At 68.5% G+C, this 25610-nt stretch carries 25 protein-coding genes and 2 tRNA genes; 12 read left to right on the plus strand and 15 right to left on the minus strand.

The features are described from left to right. Positions 1-142: 142 nt before the first annotated feature. From ACZYZ3_RS02570 to asd, 5 genes are all read left to right on the plus strand, one after another. A complete protein-coding gene (locus ACZYZ3_RS02570; protein WP_463962276.1) occupies positions 143-1120 on the plus strand; it encodes a WXG100 family type VII secretion target in 978 nt (325 codons plus the stop codon). A gap of 23 nt (positions 1121-1143) precedes the next feature. Then, positions 1144-1794 carry a hypothetical protein gene (locus ACZYZ3_RS02575; protein WP_463962277.1) on the plus strand — a complete coding sequence of 217 codons (651 nt, stop codon included), beginning with the start codon at positions 1144-1146 and terminating at the stop codon, positions 1792-1794. Then, the gene (locus tag ACZYZ3_RS02580; RefSeq protein WP_463962278.1) at positions 1791-2207 is read left to right on the plus strand and encodes a hypothetical protein; all 417 of its coding nucleotides are present in this window, start codon (positions 1791-1793) and stop codon (positions 2205-2207) included. The genes ACZYZ3_RS02575 and ACZYZ3_RS02580 overlap by 4 nt, the downstream gene beginning before the upstream one ends. Further along, positions 2170-2589: a hypothetical protein gene (locus ACZYZ3_RS02585; RefSeq protein WP_463962279.1), complete on the plus strand. Its 420-nt coding sequence runs from the start codon at positions 2170-2172 to the stop codon at positions 2587-2589. The genes ACZYZ3_RS02580 and ACZYZ3_RS02585 overlap by 38 nt, the downstream gene beginning before the upstream one ends. Positions 2590-2733: 144 nt before the next feature. Then, positions 2734-3864, plus strand: coding sequence for an aspartate-semialdehyde dehydrogenase (gene asd / locus ACZYZ3_RS02590; protein WP_463962280.1), 1131 nt, complete (start codon positions 2734-2736; stop codon positions 3862-3864). 17 nt (positions 3865-3881) lie between these two features. Here the strand turns inward: asd and ACZYZ3_RS02595 are convergent, their stop codons facing one another. Further along, complete coding sequence (locus ACZYZ3_RS02595; RefSeq protein ID WP_463962281.1) at positions 3882-4988, minus strand: winged helix DNA-binding domain-containing protein; 1107 nt, start codon at positions 4986-4988, stop codon at positions 3882-3884. Between the two features lie 69 nt (positions 4989-5057). Here ACZYZ3_RS02595 and ACZYZ3_RS02600 point away from each other — a divergent pair, with 69 nt between their 5' ends. Next, positions 5058-5546 (plus strand): hypothetical protein, encoded by a 489-nt coding sequence (locus ACZYZ3_RS02600; RefSeq protein ID WP_463962282.1) that lies wholly within the window; start codon positions 5058-5060, stop codon positions 5544-5546. A gap of 11 nt (positions 5547-5557) precedes the next feature. On the opposite strand, the gene ACZYZ3_RS02605 is transcribed toward ACZYZ3_RS02600, so the two are convergent. The 4 genes from ACZYZ3_RS02605 to ACZYZ3_RS02620 are packed head-to-tail and all read right to left on the minus strand — an operon-like array spanning position 5558 to position 8909. Then, complete coding sequence (locus ACZYZ3_RS02605) at positions 5558-6625, minus strand: UDP-N-acetylmuramate dehydrogenase (protein WP_463962283.1); 1068 nt, start codon at positions 6623-6625, stop codon at positions 5558-5560. Between the two features lie 50 nt (positions 6626-6675). Continuing rightward, entirely contained in the window at positions 6676-7953 is a 1278-nt protein-coding gene (locus ACZYZ3_RS02610; protein WP_463962284.1) for an MFS transporter, read from the minus strand. A gap of 15 nt (positions 7954-7968) precedes the next feature. After that, positions 7969-8406 carry a MaoC family dehydratase gene (locus ACZYZ3_RS02615; RefSeq protein ID WP_463962285.1) on the minus strand — a complete coding sequence of 146 codons (438 nt, stop codon included), beginning with the start codon at positions 8404-8406 and terminating at the stop codon, positions 7969-7971. A gap of 2 nt (positions 8407-8408) precedes the next feature. Beyond that, entirely contained in the window at positions 8409-8909 is a 501-nt protein-coding gene (locus ACZYZ3_RS02620) for an FAS1-like dehydratase domain-containing protein (RefSeq protein WP_463962286.1), read from the minus strand. Positions 8910-9057: 148 nt separating this feature from the next. On the opposite strand from ACZYZ3_RS02620, the gene ACZYZ3_RS02625 reads away from it, so the two are divergent. Next, entirely contained in the window at positions 9058-9435 is a 378-nt protein-coding gene (locus ACZYZ3_RS02625; RefSeq protein ID WP_463962287.1) for an ArsR/SmtB family transcription factor, read from the plus strand. Next, the gene (locus ACZYZ3_RS02630; protein WP_463962288.1) at positions 9432-11093 is read left to right on the plus strand and encodes a SulP family inorganic anion transporter; all 1662 of its coding nucleotides are present in this window, start codon (positions 9432-9434) and stop codon (positions 11091-11093) included. Before ACZYZ3_RS02625 ends, ACZYZ3_RS02630 begins: the two co-directional genes overlap by 4 nt. Here ACZYZ3_RS02630 and ACZYZ3_RS02635 read toward each other — a convergent pair. The 5 genes from ACZYZ3_RS02635 to ACZYZ3_RS02655 form a co-directional block, all read right to left on the minus strand. Further along, positions 11083-11307, minus strand: a complete 225-nt coding sequence (locus ACZYZ3_RS02635) for a DUF3188 domain-containing protein (RefSeq protein ID WP_463962289.1) — start codon at positions 11305-11307, stop codon at positions 11083-11085. The two genes, ACZYZ3_RS02630 and ACZYZ3_RS02635, sit on opposite strands and share 11 nt — an antisense overlap. A 147-nt stretch (positions 11308-11454) precedes the next feature. Then, complete coding sequence (locus tag ACZYZ3_RS02640) at positions 11455-12396, minus strand: DUF2797 domain-containing protein (RefSeq protein WP_463962290.1); 942 nt, start codon at positions 12394-12396, stop codon at positions 11455-11457. Between the two features lie 24 nt (positions 12397-12420). Beyond that, positions 12421-13284: an HpcH/HpaI aldolase/citrate lyase family protein gene (locus tag ACZYZ3_RS02645; protein ID WP_463962291.1), complete on the minus strand. Its 864-nt coding sequence runs from the start codon at positions 13282-13284 to the stop codon at positions 12421-12423. 173 nt (positions 13285-13457) lie between these two features. After that, a complete protein-coding gene (locus ACZYZ3_RS02650) occupies positions 13458-14390 on the minus strand; it encodes an aldo/keto reductase (RefSeq protein ID WP_463962499.1) in 933 nt (310 codons plus the stop codon). A gap of 68 nt (positions 14391-14458) precedes the next feature. After that, a complete protein-coding gene (locus ACZYZ3_RS02655; RefSeq protein ID WP_463962292.1) occupies positions 14459-16165 on the minus strand; it encodes a glycoside hydrolase family 13 protein in 1707 nt (568 codons plus the stop codon). A gap of 107 nt (positions 16166-16272) precedes the next feature. Between ACZYZ3_RS02655 and ACZYZ3_RS02660 the strand changes: the two genes are divergently transcribed. Next, on the plus strand, positions 16273-17451 hold the full coding sequence (locus ACZYZ3_RS02660; RefSeq protein WP_463962293.1) for an ROK family transcriptional regulator: 1179 nt from the start codon (positions 16273-16275) through the stop codon (positions 17449-17451). A 90-nt stretch (positions 17452-17541) separates the two neighbouring features. Here ACZYZ3_RS02660 and ACZYZ3_RS02665 read toward each other — a convergent pair whose 3' ends face one another. From ACZYZ3_RS02665 to ACZYZ3_RS02685, 5 genes are all read right to left on the minus strand, one after another. Beyond that, positions 17542-18201 carry an NAD(P)H-binding protein gene (locus tag ACZYZ3_RS02665; RefSeq protein WP_463962294.1) on the minus strand — a complete coding sequence of 220 codons (660 nt, stop codon included), beginning with the start codon at positions 18199-18201 and terminating at the stop codon, positions 17542-17544. A gap of 148 nt (positions 18202-18349) precedes the next feature. Next, positions 18350-18423, minus strand: a tRNA-Met gene (locus ACZYZ3_RS02670). 61 nt (positions 18424-18484) lie between these two features. After that, positions 18485-18556, minus strand: a tRNA-Thr gene (locus ACZYZ3_RS02675). A gap of 242 nt (positions 18557-18798) precedes the next feature. Then, complete coding sequence (locus ACZYZ3_RS02680) at positions 18799-20994, minus strand: DEAD/DEAH box helicase (protein ID WP_463962295.1); 2196 nt, start codon at positions 20992-20994, stop codon at positions 18799-18801. A gap of 391 nt (positions 20995-21385) precedes the next feature. Continuing rightward, entirely contained in the window at positions 21386-22039 is a 654-nt protein-coding gene (locus ACZYZ3_RS02685) for an MOSC domain-containing protein (RefSeq protein WP_463962296.1), read from the minus strand. A 146-nt stretch (positions 22040-22185) separates the two neighbouring features. Here ACZYZ3_RS02685 and ACZYZ3_RS02690 point away from each other — a divergent pair, with 146 nt between their 5' ends. The 3 genes from ACZYZ3_RS02690 to ACZYZ3_RS02700 are packed head-to-tail and all read left to right on the plus strand — an operon-like array spanning position 22186 to position 25594. After that, positions 22186-22863 (plus strand): Tat pathway signal protein, encoded by a 678-nt coding sequence (locus ACZYZ3_RS02690; protein ID WP_463962297.1) that lies wholly within the window; start codon positions 22186-22188, stop codon positions 22861-22863. 2 nt (positions 22864-22865) lie between these two features. Further along, positions 22866-24080 carry a glutathionylspermidine synthase family protein gene (locus ACZYZ3_RS02695; RefSeq protein ID WP_463962298.1) on the plus strand — a complete coding sequence of 405 codons (1215 nt, stop codon included), beginning with the start codon at positions 22866-22868 and terminating at the stop codon, positions 24078-24080. Beyond that, positions 24077-25594 carry an APC family permease gene (locus tag ACZYZ3_RS02700; protein ID WP_463962299.1) on the plus strand — a complete coding sequence of 506 codons (1518 nt, stop codon included), beginning with the start codon at positions 24077-24079 and terminating at the stop codon, positions 25592-25594. The genes ACZYZ3_RS02695 and ACZYZ3_RS02700 overlap by 4 nt, the downstream gene beginning before the upstream one ends. Positions 25595-25610 lie beyond the last annotated feature (16 nt).

The following is a 25610-nucleotide window of genomic DNA, read 5'->3' on the forward strand; positions in this document are numbered from 1 at the left end:
CACCATTGATACGAGGTGTTCACCTGCGGCGCTTTCGCCCTGCGCGGGCGCATGGGGAGGACACCCCATCGCGGCCGGCCGCCTCCTGCCTTAGGCTAAGGTTGCAGCCCTCAGGGGTGTTCGAATAGTGGGGGGAAGCCTGGTGACGGGAAACGTGTGGGGCGCCGACGTGGCGCAGTTGCGGACTCTTGCGCAGCAGTTCAGCAAGACAGCGGACCTGCTGCAGCAGCAGTCAACGCAGCTGAGCAACCAGATCAATAACAATCCGGCGTGGAAAGGCCTCGACGCCGACCACTTCCGGTCCGATTGGAACGGCACCCATCGCGTTCTGGTGCAGCAGACAGCATCACGGTTAAAGCAGGAATCGAAGCTGCTGCTGACGAACGCCGACGAGCAGGAGAAGACAAGCACCGCCGGCTCGAACGGGACCGGCGGGACCGGCTCGGGTGGACCCGCCAGCACCCCCGGTTCCCGCACTCCGGTCCCGGGCCCGGGCGGCAATGACCCGTGGGGTCCGGACTGGCTTACCGAGCCGGACTCCCCGTTCCGCGACGGCTGGGACATCTATGGCCTCACCAAGGCTCTCCCGAGTCTCCGGGCCGGCCTCTTCGACCTCCCCCATTTCATCAGGAAGGCCGACAGCTTCTCCGAGTTCTTCTCCAAGGACTTCAGGAATGTGGCTAAGGCGTTCCAGGACTCGAACATGCTGAGCCAGTATTTCAACACGTCATCGGAGCTGTTCGACGGCAGGTGGGATACTGCCCTGAACCTCGCCGAAGGTGGGAAGGCAGCGGCATTTTTCGAGGTCGGCGGAAAAGCCCTCGGCGGACTCGGCGTCGGCCTTGACGTGCTGGACACGGTCAACAACATCAAGGAAGGTGACGGGGGCGCAGCCCTATACTCGGGAATCAAGGCGGGCCTGGGAGTGGCAAGCTTTGCACCGCCACCTTTGGGAACAGTGGCCATGGTCGCCTCCGGGGCACTCGCGATTTATGACAACGTGCCGGTGGTCAAGGAGACTGTCAATGCCATCGGCGGATCCATCGCTGACGGCGCCGAGGCAGCTTGGGAAGGCGCGGGGGACGCTGCCGACACAGTCGGCGACTTCTTCGGGTTCTGAGCTCATTATGAAAGGTATCGACGATGACTGAAACTGCAACGGAATCCACCGCTACTCCGGACGCCATCGGCTTCGGGTTTGCTGAGATAGCGACCCTCGCAAGCTTGAAGGGCGGTGCGGGGGCGGTGCTCAGCGCAGAGGCGTTGAGGGTGGACGGCTATCTGAGCGATACGACCATGGTGAGCGCAGGCGCGTCCTCCTTGGTGGCCCGCGGCCTGGCGAAGGCCGAAAGCGACGGTCTTCTCTCCGTCGCAGGCCCCACTGCTGCGGTCGCCGCCGTCCTCACTTCCGCGAGTCGCCGGATAGAGATCTCCCTGCTGACGGCGGAGGGTGGCGACAGCGTCATTTTTATGGAAAGCGAGGACATCCACCTGCTGTTCCAGCCCCGTGCCTACTTCACCTGGTGGGCCATGGCGCAGAGGCCTGACGTAACTGCTGCTGAGGCCAACTTCATGGTCATCAGAGAGCACCTGCGCACTCATCCAGAGGGCGGCGCCACCCTTCGCCGCCGTGAGGATTCCACGGGACAGACCCTTTATGTGAAGAAAGGCGGTGGCGGATCATGGACCACCGGCACGGCCACCACGGAGCAGAAGGACATTGCTGAAACCACCGGCCTGGACGATGCTGCCCTCCTTGACCAGATCCGCATCATCCGTCAGGACGGACTGTGACCTTCGATCGCGAGCGTGAGCGCCGCAACGATGACGTGTATGCCGAACACAAGGGGGCGCTGGCGCGCGGAGAGAAGCGCGTACTGCGCCGGACCGACGCCGGCGAACTGCACAGCTATCCTGCCGACGAAATCGGCTTTTCCCCCGGCCGTGGACAAGTGCAGGTCCGGACCTGGTGGGGCATGGGAATCCTCACCACCGTCATGGGGCTGTTGGTTATCCTTTCCCTGCTGATCCTGCTGGGCCCGGTGGGCCGCGGTGAGCAGCCGTTCTGGGGCGCGCTGTTCCTCACCGCGCTCGGAGGTTTTGGAGCCTGGTACACCTTCGGCATGGCAAGGGATGAGTACCGGGCCAAAAAGCTGCGGACAGAGCGGCATGTCCCTGACCCAGGAGCCGGGCACGTCTCCCAGTGACGCGCACGGCAGGCACGGGGCGGCCGCTGCAAAGAATGGCGAGCGGATCGTCCACCCCACCGTGACTGGTGAACTGCACAGGTATTCGCGGGAAGAACTCGGAGCGGTCACCGCCAGTTCCCACCCCCAGGTGCGGTCTGCCGGCGGCTTCCTGGTGATGGCCGTCTTTTTCGCTGCCGCAGCCGTCTTCTCCATCATGATTTTCGCCGGTCCCACCACCCGGGGCCAGGATCCATTCTGGGGTGCGTTGGTCCTAACGGTCGCTGCCATTGGAGGCGTGGCGCATGCCGTGCGGTTGGCAGCCATAACCTCCAAGGCAAGACGTCTCCGCGCGGAACGGGGAATTCCCGAGCCCGCCGCCCGCCAGTTCGACCGTCGCTAACGGCCACCCGCCGCACAGGGCCAAGAACCTCCCGCGGCCCGTCGAATAGTGCGGCAGGTGCCGGCCGCCGTCGTACTTTGCGTAAACCGGCGTCCGTGACGTAACGGGCTGCGTCCCGCAGCCAGCAAAGTCTAAGCTGGACCAATGACTACAGCAGCTACTCCGTCCGTTGGACTGGTCGGTTGGCGTGGCATGGTCGGCTCCGTCCTGATGCAGCGCATGCAGGCCGAGGGCGACTTCGCCAACATCAACCCGGTATTTTTCTCCACCTCGAACGCGGGGGGTGCCGCCCCGGCGTTCGCTGCAGGGGCAGGCGGGCTCGAGGACGCGTTCGACGTCGAGACGCTCGCGAAGCTGCCGATCATCGTGACCGCCCAGGGCGGCGACTACACGAAACGGGTCCACGGCGAGCTGCGCGGCCGCGGCTGGGACGGCCTCTGGATCGACGCCGCGTCGACCCTGCGGATGAACGACGATTCGATCATCGTGCTGGACCCGATCAACCGCGACGTGATCGACAAGGGCCTTGCCAACGGCACCAAGGACTTCATTGGCGGCAACTGCACCGTCTCCTGCATGCTGCTGGGCCTTGGCGGGCTGTTCAAGAACGGCCTCGTCGAATGGGGCACCTCGATGACCTACCAGGCGGCCTCCGGCGGCGGCGCCCGGCACATGCGCGAGCTGCTGAGCCAGTTCGGCACGCTCAACTCCCAGGTCAGCACGGAACTGGACGACCCGGCATCGGCCATCCTGGAGATCGACCGCAAGGTCCTGGCCCACCAGCGCACCGACATCGACGCCACCCAGTTCGGCGTCCCGCTGGCCGGGTCGCTGATCCCCTGGATCGACGCGGACCTCGGCAACGGCCAGTCCAAGGAAGAGTGGAAGGCCGGGGTGGAGACCAACAAGATCCTCGGCACCTCCGGAGATGAGCACATCATCATGGACGGGTTGTGCATCCGGATCGGCGCCATGCGTTCGCACTCCCAGGCGCTCACGCTCAAGCTCCGCGAAGACCTCTCTGTCGCCGAGATCGAGAAGCTGCTGGACGCGGACAACGAGTGGGCCACGGTGGTGCCCAACACCAAGGAGGACTCCATGGCGAACCTGACGCCCGTGGCGGCCTCCGGCACCCTGGACATCCCGGTGGGGCGCATCCGCAAGCTGGAGATGGGGCCGCAGTACATCAGCGCCTTCACCGTGGGCGACCAGCTCCTGTGGGGCGCGGCCGAACCGCTGCGCCGCATGCTCAACATCGCCACCGGCAAGCTCTAGGGCTTCACCGGCTCCGTTCAGGTGCCGATAAACCGCCGGTACTTCGCGGCCTGCAGCTCAAAGGATCTTTGGGCCGCGGGCCGCAGCCCGTTGATCTCGTCGAAGGGCTCAGGCACGACCAGCGCGGCCCGTCCGCTGCGGGAGACCTCCCAGGTGCCGACGATTTGCCCGCCGGCAACAATCGTCTTCCGGAAGACCCCGTTGCCGCCCGGGACGATCTTGTCCGCATGCTCCGGCGGCAGCACGAGCGACCGGTCCGTGTAGCCGAGCAGGAACTCGTCGAAGCCGGGCAGTGCCAGCACCAGGCGCCCCGCGGGGACGCCCTCGTCGAGCAGCGCCGCCGTCTCCGGGGACATCCAGTAGCTGGTCCCCTCGAACCTCAGCTCCGCCAGCTGGTCCTGCACCCGGGCCAGGGCCGCGCGGGCCTCCGTCAGGGGAATGCCGGACCACCAGGAGAAGTCGCGCTCCGTCGCGGGCCCATGGCTGCGCAAATACCGCAGCAGCCACTCGGCGGTGCCCTCCGCACGGTCCAGGGTCCGGGACTCCGTGATCCAGTCGTCGAAGGCCACCACGAGCTGCTGGTTGCCGGCCAGCGGGCCCTGCACCAGCAGTCCCCGCTGGCACAGGATTCCCAGCAGGTGGATGCCGCGCTGGCCCGCCGCGGACTGGCCCGCCCGTTCGAAGGCCTGGAACAGCTCCGCCCGGCTGGCCGCTGCCCCGCCGGCGACCAGCTGCAGCGCGGTTACCGCTGCGGCGTCGATGTCCGCGGCAGTGATGCCGAGTTCCCGGTGGCGGCCGGCCAGGCCCCGGATCAGCCGATCTGAGGTGATGCCCAGCATCCATTTCAGGTCTTCGGGCGCCAGCAGGTGCAGGGTGCCGCGCATCGGCCAGGAGCGGACGATTTCCCCGCGGTCAAGGGCGCTGCGGACATCGCCGGCGCGGGATCCCGGCACACGCTGGCCGACAGCCCAGAGGGCGGACTGCAGATCCTGCGCCTGCATGGCCGTCATCCAGCGCACAGCCGCCGGGACGCTGCCGAATCCGGCCCCGGACAGCCCCTGCGAGGCCAGCCGCAGCCGTCCCAGGATCCCCCGGCCCAGCCGGGCACGCGCTGTTGCTGCCATGCACCCATGCTAGGGCTCCTGGCGGGCGGTTCCCAGCCGCCGTCCAGCCGGACTCCCTACCCTTGATGGATGACCTTGAGTGAGATGTGGCCGCTGCTGCGGCCCCTGAGCCGGCGGCTGGCCCTGCTGGGCTGGGCATCCAGCGCCGCCGGCATGGGCGCCGGGCTCGCCGTTGCCATTGCGAGCGGGACACGGCTGTCGCCCATGATGAGCACCCTGCAGCTCGTGGCGGTGGCGTCCATGGCCGTGGCGGTGGCCAGTTTCGTCACGGCCGCCTCGGTGCAGCCGCGTCCTCAAGTGCGGGGGGCCGTTGATTCACTTGAAGCACCGGACCGCCGGGACTCCGGGGAGTTTCCGGACACCGTGCAGAGTTTCCTGCTCGGCTCCGTCGCCCTGCTGGCCGGGGCGGTCGTCTTCGCCCTCGCCGGTCTGGTGCTCCGCAGCGGACCCAGCGCCCAGTCCGTGGCGTTTTGCCAGGTCTTCTTGCTGGGCGCGGCCGCGTCCGGCTTCACGTTTGTGCTGTTCAGCAGGGTCGTCGGACACCGCGGACGGAACTGACCGGCCGTTTCCTAGAGCTCGACGCCGATGAGCAGCGGTTCCGGGTGCAGTTCGATCCCGAAACGTTCGACGACGCCGCGGCGCACCTCCCGCGCGATTGCCAGCAGGTCCGCGGCGCTGGCGTTTCCCCTGTTGGTGATGGCCAGGGTGTGTTTCGTGGACAGCGAGGCCCGGCCGCCCGAGACGCTGCCCGGCTCAAGTCCGAATCCCTTGCCGTAGCCGGCCTGGTCGATCAGCCAGGCCGCCGAGAGTTTGGTCAGCCCGTCCGAGCCGGCCGGGTAGCGTGGTGCGTCCCCGGGCAACCCCGCGGCCACGGCTTCCGGCACGATTGGGTTGGTGAAGAAGGAACCGGTGGAGTAGGTGTCCCGGTCCGCGGCGTCCCACACCATGCCCTTCGAGGCCCGGAGCCGGAGCACCTCACGCCGGACGTCGTTGGAATAGGCGCGCTGGCCGGCGTCGACGCCCAGGACACGGGCCAGTTCGGCGTAGCGGATGGGGGCGCTCATCCGGCCCAGCGGCAGCTGGAACTCGACCGTGAGCACGACGTAGCGCGGGGAGCCGTTGACGGTGGTCTGCTTGAGGATCGAATCGCGGTAGCCGAACTTCAGCTCCGAACTGGTGAACGTGTGCACAGCGTTGCGCTGCCGGTCCCAGGTCCGCACGGCGGCGATGGTCTGGGAAACGTCCGAGCCGTACGCACCGACGTTTTGGACCGGGGTGGCGCCCGTGGCGCCGGGAATGCCGGAGAGTGCTTCGATGCCGGACCAGGCGTGCCGCACGGCGTGCTCGACCAGGGCGTCCCAGTTGTGGCCGGCCTGGACCACGACGGCGGCGCCGCCGCAGGAGTCCTCCGCGTTGACAGTTAAACCCTCCGAGGCGATTTTAAGCACGGTGCCGGGGAACCCGTCGTCGGACACCAGCAGGTTGGAGCCGCCGCCGATGATCAGCAGGGGCTCACCGGCAGCGTCGGCCGAGCGGACGGCCCCGATGATCTCTGCCTCGGTGCGGGCTTCGATGAAGCTGCCGGCGGGGCCGCCGACGGCGGACGTGGTCAGGGCGGAAAGCAGTGTCTGGGTCACCTGACCAGCCTAACCGGGTAACGCCGGACTCCCCTAAGCAGGGCCGCGGACTACCCGGTCTTGCGGGCCACCGGGGAGAGCAGGAAGCTGACCACGAGCATCACCATCACCGCCAGCAGGGAGTGCAGGATGCCGACGTGCTCCGCCAGCAGGCCCAGCAGGGGCGGCCCGCAGAGGAACGCGCCGTACCCGATCGTGGAGACCACAGAGACCCGGGCCGCGGCCTTGCGCGGATCGTCGGCGGCGGCGGACATGCCCACCGGGAAGCCCAGCGAGGCGCCGAGCCCCCAGACCGCGAGGGCCACGTACGCGACCCACGGGACCGGAGCGAAGACGAAGAGGCCCAGGCCCAGCACGGCCAGGGCCGCGCACCAGCGCATCACCGGGACCCGGCCGAAGCGGTCAAGCACCACGGTGCCGGCGAAGCGGCCCACGGTCATGAACGTGACGAAGAGCCCGTACCCGGCGGCGCCCGCGGCGTCGGACTGGCCGTGGCCGTCGGCGAGCGCCAGTGCCACCCAGTCCCCCGCCGCCCCCTCGGCGAGGGCCAGTCCCAGCACCAGCACCCCCAGCAGGAGCGTCCGGCGGTCCCGCCAGGCCAGGGCGATCTGGCGTTTGTTGTCCAGCGGGGCCTCGGGCCGGTCCGTGGCCGGGGCGATGATCGGGATGGGTCCGGTGGAGGGGTCCTCGAAGGTGTCGGGCCTGGCCGGCCGGAAGCTCGGCCCGCCCTCCACCGGGGTGATGTCCGCTCGGAACCAGGCGGCGGCGGTGGCCACGGAGCCCGCGACCAGCAGCCCCACCACGGCGAAGTGCCCGAAGACCGGAACACCGGCCCCGGCAGCCCAGGCGCCCGCCCCTGCGCCGGCGACCGTGCCGAGGCTGAACGATCCGTGCAGCCGCGGCATGATGTGCCGGCGGACGGCGCGTTCCACCGCGGCCCCCTCGACGTTGGAGGCCGTGTTCCAGCTGGCCGTGCCCAGGCCGATGACGGCGAGCCCCGCGGCGACGGCGGGCGGGCTGACCAGGACCGAGGTTCCCAGGCCGGTGAGGACCAGCCCGGCGCCCACCATGATGCTGCCGATCCGGATGGTCTGCTGGGATCCGAACCGCAGCACGATCAGCCCGGACGCGGAGACCGAGATGAAGGAGCCCAGGGTCATGCACAGCAGCAGCAGCCCGACGTTGCCGGGCGTAAGGTCCAGGCCGTCCCGGATGGCCGGCAGCCGGGACACCCAGGTGGCGAAGGCGATGCCGCTGAACGCGTAGGCGGCCACGACGGCGTTCCGCCAGTGCGTGACCTCCGCGGCCTGTCCGGTGCTTACGCTCACGGCAAGGCCATGCGGCTAGGCCAGCCTGACGACGGCCTGGGCCTTCATGAGCACCTTCAGGCCGGCGCAGGTGACGGTCAGGTCCACCCGGGCGGTCCCCCTGTCGGCGTCGATCGCCCCGATGGCGCCGCTGACCTCGATCACGGCGCCGGGCCCGGCCGTTCCCGTGGTGTCGGACACCGGGACCGGTTTCGTGAAGCGGGTCTGGAAATCGACGACGGCGGCAGGGTCGCCGGCCCAGTCGGTGACGAGCTGGACGGCGGAGCCCATGGTGAACATGCCGTGCGCGATCACGCCGGGCAGCCCCACACCGGTAGCGAACGCTTCGTTCCAGTGGATGGGGTTGAAGTCGCCGGAGGCGCCGGCGTACTTGACGAGGTCCGTGCGGGTGACGTCGATTTTGCGGCTGCCGATGTCCTGGCCGACAGCGAGGTCCGAAAGTGTGGGTGTCATGGCTACTGTCCCTCTCCGCGGACCAGAATGGACGAGGTGGCAGTAGCGACGGGCTCGCGCCCGGCGTCGTCTGCTGTACCGACGCCGGCACCGGCGTCTGCGGCACCGGCGGGCAGGGCGAAGATCTCCGAGCGCGTGGTGATCATGGCTCCCCCGCCCATGGCCCGGACGCCGTCGACATGCAGTTCCGCGACGAGCTGGTCCCCGGCGACGATGGGCCGGTGGTGGATGAACCGCTGGTCGGCGTGGACGACGCGGGAGAAGTCGATGCCGGCGTCGGGGTCCTCGATCAACTGGGCGTCGGCCCTTTGCGCCACGATGATGGCGAAAGTCGGGGGCGCCACGAGGTCGCGGTGCCCCAGCGCCCTGGCCGCCTCCACCTCGAAGTGGGCGGGGTGGGTGGCTTTGACCGCCCGGGCGAACTCGCGGACTTTCTCGCGGCCGACGTCGTACACCTCTTTGGCAGGGTAGCTGCGCCCCTGCAGATCCGGATTGATAGTCATGGGTTCCAGCCTAGCGGCAGGCCTCCGGGCGCCCGCGCGGATGACAGGGGACCGCACGGGATGACGGCCATGCGGTATGATGAAAACATCATTTCATCAATTCACTACTGGTTCCCGGATCCGCAGTGACGAGAAAGCCCAGGCAGCGATGATTTCACCAGCGCAGACCCCCTTGTACGAGATCAAAGCGAACCTGTTCAAGGCGCTCGCCCATCCGGCGCGGATCCGCGTGCTCGAGCTGTTGTCCGCCGCGCCGGACAACGCCGCTCCCGTCAGCTACCTGCTGGCCACGACGGGCCTCGAGGCATCCCACCTGTCCCAGCACCTCGCCACCCTGCGGCGGCATGGGGTGGTGACCTCGTCCCGGACTGCGAACACCGTCACCTACCGGCTGGCCCACCCGAAGATCGCCGAACTGCTGGCCATCGCCCGGACCTTCCTCCTGGACACCCTGGCCGATTCCAACGAACAGCTCAAACTCGCCCAGGGACTCCCCAGCGAGCATCTGCAGGGATCTGCTTCATGAGTGCCTCGCCGGGCATCCTCACCCGGTTCCTGCCGTCGCGCCGTGACTACGAGGGGCTGCGCTCCTCCTGGAAAACGGATCTGCTGGCGGGCATCACCGTGGGGATTGTGGCCCTTCCGCTGGCACTGGCCTTCGGAGTGAGTTCCGGCGTCGGCGCCGAAGCCGGACTCATCACCGCCGTCGTGGCCGGGCTGGTCGCCGCGGTCATGGGCGGCTCGCACGTCCAGGTCTCCGGCCCCACCGGCGCGATGGTGGTGGTGCTCGCCCCGGTCGTCGCCGTCCACGGGGTCGGCAGCATCGCACTGGTCTCCCTGATGGCCGGGCTGCTGGTGGTTATCCTGGGCATCAGCGGGCTGGGCCGGGCCGTAGCCTTCATCCCGTGGCCGGTGGTGGAGGGCTTCACACTCGGCATCGCCGCGATCATCTTTCTCCAGCAGGTGCCCCTGGCCACCGGCACCTCGGCAGTGCCGGGCCACAACACCCTGCTGGCCGCCGTCGAGAGCGCCTCCCAGGCCACCCTGCCCACCGTCCTTCAGACGCTCGGCGTCGTCGCCGGGGTGGCGGCCGTGATGCTGCTGCTCCCGAAGCTGAACAAGGCCCTGCCCGCAAGCCTGATCGCGGTGCTGCTGGCCACCGTGGCCGCCGAGCTGCTGCAGCTGGACATTCCCCGGATCGGCGCCCTGCCGCATTCCCTGTCCGCACCGTCGGTGCCGTCCCTGGATCCGGCCCTGCTGGGCGCGCTGCTGATGCCTGCGGTGTCCATCGCAATGCTGGCCGCCATCGAGTCCCTGCTCTCCGCACGGGTGGCCGCCGGCATGGTCGGCCCTGACGGGAGGCCCTCCGGGGCGTACAGTCCGGACCGGGAGCTGATGGGGCAGGGACTCGCCTCGGTCGCCTCGGGGTTCTTCGGCGGCATGCCGGCCACGGGTGCGATCGCCCGGACCGCGGTCAACGTCCGCTCCGGAGCCAAGACCCGGCTCTCCGCGATTGTGCACGCCCTGGTCCTGCTGGCCATCATCTATCTGGCGGCGGGCCTGGTCGGGAAGATCCCGCTGGCCGTCCTGGCCGGGATCCTGATGGTCACGGCCACCCGCATGGTGTCCCGGCGCACGGTCACCGCCATTATGGGCTCCACCCGCGCCGACGCCTTCGTGTTTGTCCTGACTGCCCTGATCACCGTGGCCTTCGACCTGATTGTGGCCATCGAGATCGGGCTGGTCGCCGCGGCCATCTTCACGCTGCGGAAGTTCGCGTCGCTCAGCGGGGTCAAGCGCGAGGAGATTCCGGGTCCGCGCGAGGAGGGGGATGAGCACATCGCCATCTTCCGGCTGGACGGGGCCATGTTCTTCGGCGCCGCGGAACGGGTCCTGCAGGAAATCAGCCAGGTCAAGGACATCCAGGTGGCCATCATCAGGCTCTCACAGGTGCGGATGCTCGACGCCACCGGGGCCCATACGCTGGTGGAGGTCATCTCGGCACTGGAGCTGCGCGGGGTGACGGTCCTGTTGAAGGGCGTCCAGCCGCAGCACCTGGAGCTCGTGACCAACGTCGGGGTGATCCGCTCGCTGCGGCACCACAAGCACCTGTTCACGACCCTGCCCGAGGCCGTGGCGCACGCCCGCAGCCATGTGCTCCGGAACGCCGCCGCTAACTCTTGAAGTTTTTGCGGATCGTCTGGCCGCGGACAACGATCCCGGCGATATGCAGGACCAGGCCGAGTCCAATCACGGCCAGGGAGGCGACGGCGAGGTCCTGGTTGCCGGAGCTGTTGCCGACCAGGTTCAGGACGATGCCGATGCCGAGCAGACCCATGGCAGTGAAAACGAGCACCTTGTAGGTGGTTGGCGCGGAGTCCCAGAATTCTTTCAGCACCGTGCCAGTCTACCGGGGACCGCCGGCAGCGCCGCGATCCGCAAAAGTCCTGGCGACACCCGGAATGCCTGGCGACACGCAGAATGCCTGGCGACGCGGGAATACGGGCGCGTCCGGTATTTTGCGCGTCGCGGGGAAATTTCAGCGTCAGAACAGTGTTTCCTGCACCGCGGGGACGCCGGAGCCGTGGTCCCCAAGCACCATCGTCCGCGCCTTCAGCTGCCCCAGGTTGACGATGAATTCGAGATCGGCGCCGTCGAGCGGGGCCAGCGCGACGCTGCCGCTCAGCGAGTCGACCCGGAACCCGTGGGCTCCAGTGCCGAGCTCATGCGGGTAGGCGTGCCGGGCAGCCGGCGCGCAGATCGCATCCGAGAGGCCCGGCCGCTGCCAGTGCTCATCCACGACGCCGAAGCCGCCGCCCCCGGCGCCGGCCAGCAGCCCGCGGACCTCCGCGGCCAGCCGGCTGTTCCGGGCATCCAGTTCGGCCGCGGGCGCCGGACCGGCCAGGGCTGCGGCTTTGGCGGCGGAGCGGATCTGCTGGGGGATGCCGGCGTCGCGGGTCACCAGGTCCTCAAGGTTCCTGACCACCCGGCCGTCGTCGGCGCGGGCGACGTAGCGGGCGGTGACGGCGCCCTGTTCCGCGAGTCTCTGCCATTTGCGCAGGTTCGCGGCGGTGCCCACTTTGCTGGCGCCGTTGGCGAAGGTGGCGATGTACAGCCAGTGCGGCTGCATCAGGTAGGCCCGCAGCCCGGGCGGTACGCGCCCGCCGCGGTGGAAGTCGTGGATGAGCCGCGAGTCGTCCACGACGAAGCACCGCTCGCACTGGCTGCCCTTCACGGCCGGTGCCCGGTCCGGGCACAGGACGTGATCGCGGTCGGCGGGCCCGTGGACCAAGTGGTGCCCGAGGCAGTGCTTCCCCGCGGCGGCGAGCCGGAAGCCGAGCCGGGTTCCGGCGTAGAGCGGCAGTTCGGTGAAGCCGCCGTCAGGGTCCTGCAGCCGCATCGCCGGGCGCCCGACGTCGTGCACCGCCGAGCCCGTCGGTCCGGCATCCCAAAAGACCCCGTGGACCAGATAACAGGTATCGGTCACGGGGTCTCCTTGGTTCGGGGCCGGCTACAGGGCCGGCTGCACCCCAAAGGCTACCGCGAGCTTCATGATCTTCTCGGCGCGGCCCAGGCGGGGCAGATCGGAGCCGTCACGGATGACGCGGCCGTTGGCTTCGAAGTCGGCCATGAAGTCGGTGGCCCAGGCGACGTCGGACGGCGTCGGGCTGATGACCTCGTTGATGACGTGGGTCTGGTCGATCGCGAGGCACAGCTTGCCGGTCATGCCCATCATCACGGTGATCCCGGTCTGCTCGCGCAGGATCGGGTGGTTGGTGCCGACGGTGGGGCCGTCGATGGGGCCGGGCAGGTTCCCGACGCGGCTGGCCACGACGAGCTTGGCTCGCGGGTACGCCATGGCCTCGGGGGTCGCCGCCATGCCGGTGTCGCGGCGGAAGTCGCCCGAGCCGAAGGCCAGCCGGAACGCGCCCTGGGCCTTGGCGATGTGGTTGGCTTCCTCGATGCCGACGGCGGATTCGACCAGCGGGATGACCGGGGTCTTGCCGTCCATGCGGTGGAAGCTTTCGGTGACCTGGTCCGCGGACTCGGTTTTGGCCAGCATCACGCCAAGCAGGCCCGGGGTGCCGCGGAGCCCGGCAAGGTCATCGGCCCAGAAGGGGCTCGTGGCGTCGTTGATCCGGACCCAGGCGCTGCCGCCGGCCGTCAGCCAGTCCACGACGTGTCCGCGGGCAGCATCCTTCTGCGAGGGGTCCACCGCGTCCTCGATGTCCAGGATGATGGCGTCCGCGCGGGAGCCAGCCGACTGGTCGAAGAGCTCGGTTTTCATGGCATTGACCAGCAGCCAGGAACGGGCGATTTCAGCGGGGATATTGCGTTGGGTCCGGAGGGTCCCGGCAGTGGTGGTGGAAGTCATGTATCTACGCTAGCCGCCCGGGGGCGTTTGAGGTTAAGCGATCCGGCCCTCCGGGGCGACCATTACGACCAAAATCACGTCCCCGCCCATCTGACTGGCAGCAGGGGCCGTTCTCGACTGTCAGAACGGCCCCCGCTGCGAGCTGAATGGGCGGGGTCACGACGGCGGGGCGGCTACGGGATGTTGCTGCCGCGCGCCGTGACCCAGAGCCGATACCACTCGGCCCGGGTCATGGCCGCGGCGACCCCGGCTGCGTCCGCGCAGGCGCGGATGCGGTCCGGCCTGGCGGTGCCGATCACGGGGGCAATGCCGGCCGGGTGCTTCATCAGCCAGCCCAGCAGGACCGATTCCCTGGTCGTCTCTTTCTCCGCGGCCAGCTGCGCCACGAGCCCGGCGGTCGCTTCCTCCGCGGCCGACGGCACCGCAGCCGGCGCCCCGGTATAGAGTCCCCGGGCCAGGGAGCCGTACGCCTGCAGGGTGATGCCGTGCCGGACGCAGTGCTCCACGGTGCCGTGCGGGAAGCTGTAGTCCGTTCCCTCGGCATGGTTGACCAGCACCGTGCTCTCCAGCCAGGCGCGTGTGAACAGGCTCATCTCCAGCTGGTTGGCGACCACCGGGGTCTCAAGCCGGTCCTGCAGCAGCTCGATCTGCGCAGCGGACATGTTGGACACGCCCAGCGCCCGGACCTTGCCTTCGGCCATCAGCTGCCCGACGGCGGAGGCCACCTCGGCGGGCTCCATCAGCGGATCGGGGCGGTGGAGCATCAGCACGTCCACGTAGTCCGTGCGGAGCCGGCCCAGGCTCTCGTTGACCCGGGCCAGGATGGCGTCCCGGCTCAGGTCGTAGTAGCCCTCCAGACCGTGTTCGTTGAGCCGGATGCCGCACTTGGTCTGCAGCCGGATGCGTTCGCGCAGCCCCGGGGTCTGCGCAAGCACCTCGCCGAACACGGCCTCGGACTTGCCGCCCCGGTAGATGTCGGCGTGGTCGAACAGGGTAATGCCGGCCTCCAGGGCGGCGTCGACGGCGGCAGCCGCCTCGTCCACATGTGCGGACGAGTGCGGCTCCGGCGACCAGCTGCCGCCCAGGCCCATGCAGCCGTAGATCACTTCCTGGGCGCGCCGTCCGGCCGGTTGTTTGACCGGTGCGCTGCCCGGCTCTCTGGTCTCCGGCCGGTTCACCGCAGCCAGACGGTGGTGCTGCCCGGCAGAAGGTTCTTCTCCAGCGGCCCGCTGCTGAGCAGCACGGTTCCGGCGGGCAGCGGGGCGGGTTCGTTCCCGAAGTTGGTCACGGTCTGCCAGCCGCCGGGGCGGCTGAAGTGCAGCACCGCGGGGCTGGCCGTGGTGTGCCACTGCAGTTCTTCGGAGGTCTGCAGTTCCCGGCGCAGCTTCAGCGCCTGGCGGTAAAACTCCAGCGTGGAGCCCTCCACACCGTCCTCGGCAGCGACGGCGTAGCGGCCGAACCACGCCGGCTGCGGCAGGTGCGCCCCGCCGTCGCCGAAGCCGAAGGAACTGCCCTCGGCGGCCCAGGGCAGCGGCACCCGGCACCCGTCCCGGCCGATCTCCACGCCCTTGTTGCGGAAGAAGGTCGGATCCTGGCGTTCGGCGTCGGGGATGTCTGCGACTTCCTGGAGCCCCAGCTCCTCACCCTGGTAGAGGTAGGCGGAGCCCGGCAGCGCCAGCATCAGCTGCGTGGCGGCGCGGGCTCGGCGCAGTCCGAGCTCGACGTCGAGCTCCTCGGACGGGGCGCCGGCCAGCAGCCAGCCCTTCCCGTCCTGTCCCTTGGCGTGCTTGCCGCCGCCTTTGGGCAGCCCGTAGCGCGTGGCGTGGCGGACGACGTCGTGGTTGGAGAACACCCAGGTGGAGGAGGCTCCGGACTCGGTGGCCTCGGCGAGGTTCCGGGTGATGATTTCGCGGAACTCGTCGGCGTCGAAGTCGGCCTGCAGGAGGTCGAAGTTGAACGCCTGGCCCAGGCCCTCCGGGCTCGCGTAGCGGCCGCGGCGGCTGGCGTGGACCCAGGCTTCGGCGACCGCGGTGCGCGGCGGGTTGTATTCGTTGAAGACCTCGCGCCACTCGACGTAGATCTCGTGGACCTCGTCGCGGTCCCAGAACGGGTGCGAGCCGTCGTCGAAGCCGTCGGTGCCGCTGTTGGCCTCGCTGAGCTCGACCTTGGACAGCAGCGGCTCGGTGAGGTCCTTGGTCAGGGCATGCGCGACGTCGACCCGGAAGCCGTCCACGCCGCGGTCGGACCAGAAGCGCAGGGTCTTGAGGAAGTCGTCGCGGATTTCCCGGTTGGACCAGTTCAGGTCCGGCTGTTCCTTGGCGAAGATGTGCATGTACCACTGGCCGGGGCTGCCGTCCGGCTCGGTGATGCGTTCCCAGGCCGGCCCGCCGAACACTGACTCCCAGTCCGACGGCGGGAGCTCGCCGTTCTGCCCAAGCCCATCGCGGAAGATGTAGCGCTCCCGCGCGTCGGAGCCGCGCGGGGACGTCAGGGCTTCCTGGAACCAGGCGTGGCGGTTCGAGGAGTGGTTGGGGACGATGTCGGCGATCAGTTTGATGCCGGCGGCGTGCAGGGCGGCGGACATCTCATCGAAGTCCTCCAGCGTTCCCAGCTTGGGGTCGACGTCGCGGTAGTCATCGACGTCATAGCCGCCGTCCGCGAGGGCCGAGGGGTAGAACGGGCTCAGCCAGACGGCGTCGATCCCGAGCTGTTTCAGGTAGGGGACCTTCGCCGTGATGCCCTTGATGTCGCCGAGTCCGTCGCCGTTGGAGTCGGAGAAGCTGCGCGGGTAGATCTGGTACACGGAAGCCTGCCGCCACCAGTTGGGGTCAGCGGCGAGATCGGAACCGGACAGGGTTGCCAGCGTGGCGGTGTTGGACAAGGGGTGATCCTTCGGGTTCGGAGCGGTGCTTCTGATAATTTAGATACAAGCTAAATATATTGCCGGATCAATTATGGGTCCGTAGTTATGGGGAGGTCAAGATTCCGATGCCGCACGCAGCCGCCGCCACGCCCCAGCTGCTGCGCCGGTTCAACGCCCGCTCCGTGCTCGGCGTCATCCGGACCACGGAGGTGGCCACCGGGACCGAGCTGATGGCCCGGACCGGGCTGACGCGGGCATCGGTGATCGCCGTCTGCGAGGACCTGATCCGGCGCGGCTGGATCCGTGAACTGGAGTCGCGCGACGACGAACTGCCCGGGAGTCCGCGCAAGGGGCGCCCGGCCCGCCGCTTCGAGCTCAACAGCGGCGCCGGGTATGTGCTGGGCCTGGACATCGGCGCCGCCACCACCACCGCGGCGGTCGCGGACCTCCGCGGCACCATCCTCGGCCGGTCCAGCGAGCGCTTCCGGGCCGCCGACATCCCCGCGGAGGAGCGCATCGAGATCGTCGACCGTGCCTGCCGCCGGGCGCTGTCCGCCGCCGGGACCGGCCCGGACAAGGTCCTGGCCGTCGGTGCCGGCATCGCCGCACCCGTGGACCGTGCCGGCAACGTGCTGGTCACCCAGCATTTCTGGAGCCTGTTCGACGTCGGGCTCCGCTCGGCACTGAAGGAGCTGCACGGCTGGACGGTGCTGCTCGAGAACGACGCGAATCTGGCCGCCCTGGGCGAACGCTGGCGGGGCTCCGGCGCCGGCGTCGACGATCTCGTGGTGCTCCTGGCCGGCGAACGGCTGGGCGCCGGGGTGATGGAATCCGGGCGGCTGCTGCACGGCCGCGGCGGAGCGGCCGGCGAAATGGGCTATCTGGACCTCGTGGAGGGCGTCGGCTCCAGCGAAGGCATCGCCAGCCTGGCCCGGCAGTGGTCTGCAGCCGGCGGCGGCCCCGCCGCTGGCGGTGCGGCGAGCGCCCGCCGCGTGTTTGAGGATGCCGCCGCCGGGGATCCCGCCGCGCTGGCGATCCTGGCACGCATCTCGGAACGGATGGCACGGGTGATCGCGTCCGTGGCGAGCTTCGTGAACCCGGAGCAGGTGGTGATCGGCGGGGCGGTGGCCGACTCCGCCGGCGCGCTCCTGCCCGGCATCACGGCCTTGCTCCCCCGGTTCACGGCGACGCCCCCGCGCGTGACGGTCTCGCCCCTGGGCGACGCGATTGTCACTTTCGGCGCTGTCCGGCATGCCCTGGACTACGTCGAGGAGAATGCGCTGGAGCTGAGGATCGCGCGTTAGGGCGCCCCGCAGAAGCCTCCCCGGGGTTATCGCATCAAGGGCAGACCGGCGTCCGTGGTTCGGCAGGGCCGGGGCGCCACCCTGCGCCGGCTAGCTCACAGGTTCCAGGGCCGCCGCCAGCGGCAGGGTGCCGTCCCGGAATTCGACGGTGCGTCCGGCCGTCGAGGGCAGCCCCAGCACCGCCGCCGCGACCAGGGCCACGTTGGCCCGCGCCGTTTCGGTGCCCGCGGTGCCGTCCTCCGGGTTGACCTCGATCAGGCCGTTGCCGGGCCCGTCGGTGAGCGTTCCGGGCCCCAGGATGGTCCAGTCCAGATCCGTTCCGCGCAGGTAGGAGTCCGCAGCGGCCTTGGCCTCGGCGTACGCAAAGAAGCCGTTGTCCTCGGGGACCCCGTGATCCGTCCCGGCGCCGAGGTAGGAGACCATGATGTACCGCCCGACGCCGGCCTCGGCCGCCGCGTCCATCGACCGGATGGCGGCGTCCCGGTCCACGGTGTAAGTCCGCTCGGGACTCCCGCCGCCGGCACCGGCGGACCAGACCACGGCGTCGTGGTTCCGGAGCGCCCCGGCGATCTCCGCCGTCGTCGAATGTTCAACATCCAGGACCACCGGAGCGGCGCCGGTGGCTGCGACGTCCTCCCGGTGCTCCGGGTTGCGGATGAACGATGTCACGTCCATTCCCTCGGCGGAGAGGATGCGGGACAGTTCCAGAGCCACTTTGCCGTGGCCGCCAATGATTGCGATTCGAGTCATGGACCCATTCTGGCCCACGCGCCCCGAACCCGCACCCGTTGCGCTATCACCTTTGGTTGCTTCCGGGCTGCCAAAAGCACTAAAAGTGACAGGGCAACCGGGTTAAAAACAAAAGGACCCCGCAGGCTGGGCCTGAAGGGTCATTCTGTAGCGGCGGGGAGGCTCGATCTCCCGACCTCACGATTATGAGTCGTGCGCTCTAACCAACTGAGCTACGCCGCCATAAATGAGGAAAACCTGCGCTCAGCCGGTCAAAACCGCCTTGACACAGGCCCTCATTCAGAGCCCCCCACCGGAATCGATCCGGTGACCTCGTTCTTACCAAGAACGCGCTCTACCACTGAGCTAGGGGGGCAACGAGTAAATACTTTACCGGAAGATTCCGCTCCCAACAAATCGGCGCCGGGGGCGCCCCGAAAGCGCCAGAACCGGCGGAAATCCGGGGTCTCCGGGGTCTCAGCGGCCCGGAGATGCTCCGCTGGCGCGTCCTGCGGCACCGCCGGACCTGCGGATGTGACCAAGGGAACTTAACGGAGAACGGGCCGGCTGCTGGGCCGGCCCGTTCTCGGGGTGAATCAGTGCGTTAGCAGCTGATGGTTACCACTTGGTGCGCGGCTTGCGGGCCGCGTCGGAGCCGACGCCACGCTCGTTGCGGTCGCTGAAGGAGCGTCCGTCACGGTCAGCGGAGGTCCGCTCGCCGTCGGTCTTGCGGAATTCGCGCTTGAAGCCGCCGTTGCCCTTGAAGTTGCCGCCACGGTCGCCGCCGCCCGAGAACCCGCCACGGTCGCCGCCGCCGGAGTATCCGCCGCGGCTGCCGCCCTGGCCGCCACCCTGGTAGCTGCCGCGTTCGCCGGAGGGCTTGCGGCCGTTGTCCAGCTCGAGGTGGATCAGCTCGCCGCCGATCCGGGTGCGGGACAGGGCCTTCAGCTGGTCGGCGCTCAGGTCCGCCGGGAGCTCCACGAGGGAGTGGTCGGCGCGGATGTCGATGCCGCCGATCTGGGCCGAGGAGATGCCGCCTTCGTTGGCAATGGCGCCAACGATCGAACCCGGCATGACGCGCTGACGGCGTCCGACGGCGATCCGGTAGGTGGCGTTGCCTTCGGTCAGGGTGCGGGTCGGGCCGCGGGAGCCGAAGCCGTCCTTGGCGCGCTCGCGCTTCTGGAATTCAGGAGCAGCCGGCAGTTCCTTGACCAGCAGCGGCTGGCCGCCCTGGGCCATCACTGCCAGCGCGGCGGCGATTTCCGAGGCCGGAACGTTGTGCTCTTCCTCGTAGGAGGCGATGAGGTCGCGGAACGACGAAACATCCTCGGAGGCGAGGGTCTCGGTGATCTTCTCCGCGAACTTGCCCAGGCGCAGGGTGTTGACCGACTCGGCGGTGGGCAGGTGCATCTGCTCCACCGGCTGGCGGGTCGCCTTCTCGATAGACCGCAGCAGGTACTTCTCCCGCGGCGTCATGAACAGGATCGCGTCACCGGAACGGCCTGCACGGCCGGTGCGGCCGATGCGGTGAACGTAGGACTCGGTGTCGTGCGGGATGTCGTAGTTGACCACGTGGCTGACTCGCTCCACGTCAAGGCCGCGGGCCGCAACGTCGGTGGCGACCAGGATGTCGATCTTCCCGTCACGCAGGGCCTCGACCGTACGCTCGCGCTGCTGCTGCGGGATGTCACCGTTGATAGCGGCGGCCTGGAAGCCCCGTGCACGCAGCTTGTCGGCGAGGTCCTCGGTCGCCATCTTGGTCCGGACGAAGGCAATGACGCCTTCGAACGGCTCGACCTCGAGGATGCGGGTCAGCGCGTCGAGCTTGTGCGGGCCCATGACCTGCAGGTAGCGCTGGCGGGTGTTGGCGCCCGTGGTGGTCTTGGACTTGACCTGCACCTCGGCCGGGTTGTTCAGGTACTGCTTGGACAGCCGGCGGATCTGGCTCGGCATCGTGGCGGAGAACAGGGCAACCTGGCGGCCCGCGGGGGTCTGCTGGAAGATCTGCTCCACGTCTTCGGCGAAGCCCATGCGGAGCATCTCGTCAGCCTCGTCCAGGACCAGGTACTGGAGTTCGGACAGGTCGAGGGAACCCTTGGAGATGTGGTCGATCACGCGGCCGGGGGTACCGACAACAACCTGGGCGCCGCGGCGCAGGCCGTTGAGCTGGGGGCCGTAGGCGGAGCCGCCGTACACCGGCAGGACAGTGAAGTCGTCGATGTGCTTGGCGTACGAGGTGAAGGCCTCGGCGACCTGAAGGGCGAGCTCGCGGGTCGGAGCGAGCACCAGGGCCTGGGTCTTGCGGGACGGGCCGTTGAGGTCGTGGAGCTCGGCCAGACGGGACAGTGCCGGTACTGCGAATGCTGCAGTCTTACCGGTGCCGGTCTGGGCCAGGCCCACGACGTCGCGGCCTTCGAGCAGCAACGGGATGGTTGCTGCCTGGATCGGGGACGGCTTCTCGTAGCCAACGTCCTGGAGGGCGGCAAGGACGCGGGCGTCGATGCCGAGGTCGACGAACTTGACGCCTTCTTCTTCGGCGTCTTCTTCCTTCGCGGCGGCAGCCGGGGCGTCGGCCTTCGGGGCAGCTTCGGCGGCAGCCGGGGCTTCGGCCTTCGGGGCAGCTTCGGCGGCAGCCGGAGCGTCGGCCTGCGGTGCGGCTTCGGCAGCGGCCGGAGCGTCGTTGTTCGCAGGAGCCTCGGTGAATACCGGGGCGGAGCCGGCTGCGGGGGCAGCCGTTTCAGAAGTCTCGACGTCGACCTGGCTATTCTCGGTGGTGAGTTCGGTTTCGACGGAGTTGTTCTGATTTTCGGGCATAGGTGAATATCCTCATCCATAGGGGCCAAGCGGCACAACCCGAGGTGAGCGGAGCCGCAGTACGCGTGACCGAAACCGCCGGGCATACTTTGACCGGCCGGTCACATAGAAGCCCGGCGCTTTCGCAATCCCGTGGCAGGACTTCCCGCTGCATCTCTTGGCTGCTATCCCAGCAGTCTGTACAGCGTTTTCTTTAGCCGGCTCTCCCTATGAAAATGCCCGCATCTCAATTGCGCGGGCCCCAACACTTACCAGTCTTGCCTCAAGAATTGGGCAGGAAATAAGGGATTTCCGGAGTGGGGGATAGTTCAATTGTAGGGCATGGATTCGCGCTTGGGTAACGCAGGGGCCGACGACGGCGGTGACCTTGCGCACACGGGCGCCCGGCCCGCTACACCCCAAGGCGGCGCTGAAGCTTCGCGAACTCCCCGTGGTACTCGGGCTGGAGGCGGATCTCGCCGTCGGCGTCGGCGTCCCGCAGGGCCTCCATGTCCTCGAGCGTGGGGTCGCTGAACCATTTGCCGATGCTCACCCCGTGGGTGGGAACGAAGATCCGGTGGATGTGGTCCCCCGCCTGGATGCTGCCCGCCCGCACCACCCGCAGATAGGTCCCCACCCGCCCGGCATCGCCGAACCGCCTGACCCAGTGCGGCTCATGCATCCGGCGCTGGAAGGCCGCGCAGGGGGTGCGGGGCGAGGTCACTTCGACTTCCACGTCGAGTCCGATCTTCCAGCGTTCGCCGATGATGGCGTGGGTGGCGCTGATGCCGGCAATGCGCAGGTTCTCACCGAAGATCCCCGGCGGCAGTTCCCGGCCGAGCTCCGCGGCCCAGTAGTCGGCATCGTCCTGGGAGTAGGCGTACAGCGCCTGGTCCTCGCCGCCGTGGTGGACCCGGCTGGCCTGGACGTCACCGCGCAGCCCGAGCCTGTGCACCCTGACGGGCCCGGCCACGGGACGTTTGTCGATCGCCGTGACGCCCACGCTGCCGGGGTCGTCCAGCAACTGGTGTACGCGGCAGACGGCGAGCACAGAAGCGGTGTCCATGGCACCAGTGTAGGCCTGGGCACCGAGGCGGGACCCCGCCGCAGGCACGGGGAGTTCTACCCTGTTTGACGTTAGTCGGCGGAACGGTTGGCGGTTAGGCTGTCACCGGCACTACGGCCGCAAGCCAGAGGAAATGCAGGGGAAGCATGGACAAGCAGGACAAGCCGGAAAAATCGGGGCCGGGCGAGGGAAAAGCGGCCGGACCGCCGGCGTGGAAAACCGCCCGGGAGGACTTCACCCCGAGGCCCCGGAGCAGTGACGGCCAGCAGCCGCCGTGGCAGGTGCCCCAGCCGGTGCTCCGCCCCGAATTGGTGGACCAGGACAAGGTGTCAGATTCCCCCGGGTCCCCGTCACCGGCCGGTCCCGTCCCGTCGAGCCCCATCGTGGACCCTTTCGGCCGTGAACGTGCGCGGAAGCTGGCATCAGCTCCGGACCGGAAGAAGCGCAACCAGCGCCGCACAGTTGTGGTCGCGCTCGGCGTGACCGCGCTGCTGGCCGGAACCATCACCGCGATGGTGGCCAGTAAGGAGGATGACGCCGACTATGCCCAGGTGTGCTTCAACGACGACACCGGCGAGCGCGTCGAGGACACCCAGTGCGGCAACAGCAGCACCGCGGGACGCGGCTCCGGTGCCTACGCCTGGTACTTCTACTCCCGCGGTGCGAGCGTGCCGGGGCTGGGACAGAACCGGTCCAGCTACCCCAGCTACACCAGGACTGCCCCGGCCGGCGCGAAGGCATCGACAGGGTACAGCTCCAAGGGCGGCACTGTGAGCCGGGGCGGCTTCGGCTCCAGCTCCAAGGGCGGAAGCACAGGAGGCTAGGCATGAAACGACATATTTCCGAGCCACGGCCGGACTGGAAACAGCGGGTTGAACAGCAGGGCCTCGTCTTCTCCACCACCACCCTGCCTGACGGCAGCGCCCTCGAGTACTGGCACGAGGACGCGTACTACGAGTTCACCATGGACGAAGTGGAGACCCTCGAACAGACTGCGGAGGAGATGCACCTTATGTCTCTGGAGGCCGCGAAGTACCTATCGACGGGCGCCATGGGGCCGATCGGCATCGGGCCCCAGGCGCTGGAGCTCGCCGCTGAGTCCCTGCAGGCCGGCGACGCCGACGTCTACGGCCGCTTCGACTTTGTCTACGACGGCCAGGGCGGCCCGGCCAAGATGCTCGAATACAACGCCGACACCCCCACCGGGCTCATCGAGGCGTCCGTGGCGCAGTGGTTCTGGCTGCAGGACGTCTTCCCCGGGAAGGACCAGTGGAACGGCATCCATGAAGCCCTGGTCCGGGAGTGGAAGAAACTGCAGTACAGGACCGGCATGAGTACCCTGCATGTTGCCCACGCCGAAGAGGAGGAATCCGGCGAGGACTGGATGACCGCCGCCTACATGCGCGACGTCGCGGGCCAGGGCGGCTGGACCACCATCGGAATCAACATGTCCGATATCGGCTGGGACCCGAACCTCAACCGCTTCGTGGACCTGGACAACTTCCTGATCAGCACCATGTTCAAGCTCTATCCCTGGGAACTGATGATGAAGGAGCAGTTCGGCCAGCGCCTGCTCCAACGTTCCCACAACCCGCGCTGGGTGGAACCCGCCTGGAAGATGCTCCTGTCCAACAAGGCACTGCTCGCGGCCCTGTGGCATCTGTACCCGGACCATCCCAACCTGCTGCCGGCCTATCTTGACAGCCCCGGCCCCCTCACCGAATGGGTGGCCAAGCCGCTGCACGGCCGCGAAGGGGACAACATCAAGATCCACGCCAACGGCATCAACCTTGAACAGCCCGGCGGCTACGGCCGTGAAGGCTGGTGCTACCAGCAGTTCCACGCCTTACCGGACTTCGACGGCAACCGTCCGGTGCTAGGGCTCTGGGTGGTCGGCGGCGAATCGGTCGGCTGCGGCATCCGCGAATCTGATGGCCCGATCACCGACTACTTCTGCCGCTTTGTGCCAAACACCATTGACTCTGCGGCCCCGCTCTCCTTCTCGAAGGCCCATTCCAGCAAGGCAGGTATCACCCTATGAGCACCAGGACGACGACGGCCGGCAGCCCCAGCGGACAAAGCGCCATCCCTGCCAAGGGGCTGCGCGCCGGAATCCTGGATCTCGGCGACTCGGTGATGCTGGGCCTGGCGTCCACCGCCCCGGTCTATTCGCTCGCCGCCACCCTTGGCCTGATCGTGGCGGTGAACGGCAATTACACGCCCCTGATCCTGCTCCTGGGCTTTGTCCCGGTCCTTTTCATCGCTTATGCCTTCCGTGAACTGAACAGCGCCATGCCGGACTGCGGCACCACCTTCATCTGGGCCCGGCGCGCCTTCGGCCCCTGGGCCGGCTGGCTGGGCGGCTGGGGCGTGGCGCTCGCCGGCGTCGTGGTGCTGGCCAACCTTGGCCAGGTCGCCGGGCAGTACCTGTGGCTGCTGGTCGGGGACGGTTCGCTGGCTGCGAACAGCCTCGTGGTGACCGCCACAGGGGTGCTGTTCATTGCCTTTATGACCGTGGTGAACCACCGGGGCATCCGGCTCGGTGAGCATGTTCAACGGGTCCTGACCTACGTGCAGTACATAGCGCTGGGCATCTTCGCCGTCGCGATGGTCGTCCAAATCGTCAGCGGGACGCCGTCCGGGTCCCCGATCGGCCAGGCTTTCGACTTTGAGTGGTTCAATCCGGTCGGCGCCTTCGCCGATCCCGGCGCCGTCGTCCACGGCGTACTCCTGGCGCTTTTCATCTACTGGGGCTGGGACACCTGCTTCGCGGTGAACGAGGAGACCGAGAATCCGGCCACCACACCGGGCCGTGGCGCCGTTATTTCAGCGTTTGTGCTGGTGGCGATCTACGTGTCCGTGGCCCTGCTTGTGATGATGTACGCCACCGACGGCACGGAAGGGATCGGCCTGGGCAACGACGCCAACAACGGCGATGTCTTCCTGGCCATGAAGGACGTGGTTCTCGGGCCCTGGGGCTGGCTGATCGTCGTCGCGGTCCTGGCCTCCGTGCTGTCCTCCACGCAGACCACGATCCTCCCCACAGCCCGCGGCACCCTGTCGATGGGGGCGCACGGGGCACTGCCCGCGAAGTTCGGCGAGGTCCACCCGCGCTACCAGACCCCCGGGTTCTCGACCAAGGTCATGGGTGGCGCCGCCATCGCCTATTACGTGCTGATGAGCCTGCTGAGTGAGAACCTGCTCTCCGACTCGATCAGCTCCATCAGCCTCTTTATCGCCTTCTACTACGCCCTTACCGGGTTCGCCTGCGTCTGGTACTTCCGCGGGACGTTGCGCGGATCGGCCCGCAACCTTTGGTTCCGGGGGGTCCTGCCGTTCCTGGGCGCCCTGGCGCTGACCGGCGCGTTCTGCGTCTCCGCGGTGCAAATGTGGGATCCGGGCTACGGCGACACCCAAATCCTGGGCGTTGGCGGGGCCTTCGTCAGCGGTGTTGTGCTGCTGGGCCTCGGCGCGGTGCTGGCCGCGGTGTGCCGTTTCGCACCGTCCACCCGGCGCTATTTCCTTGAGCACACGACCTCCGGCTCCGCCGGGTAGCGGGCGCCGCCGTAGG

This window comes from Pseudarthrobacter linnaei (assembly GCF_055412825.1).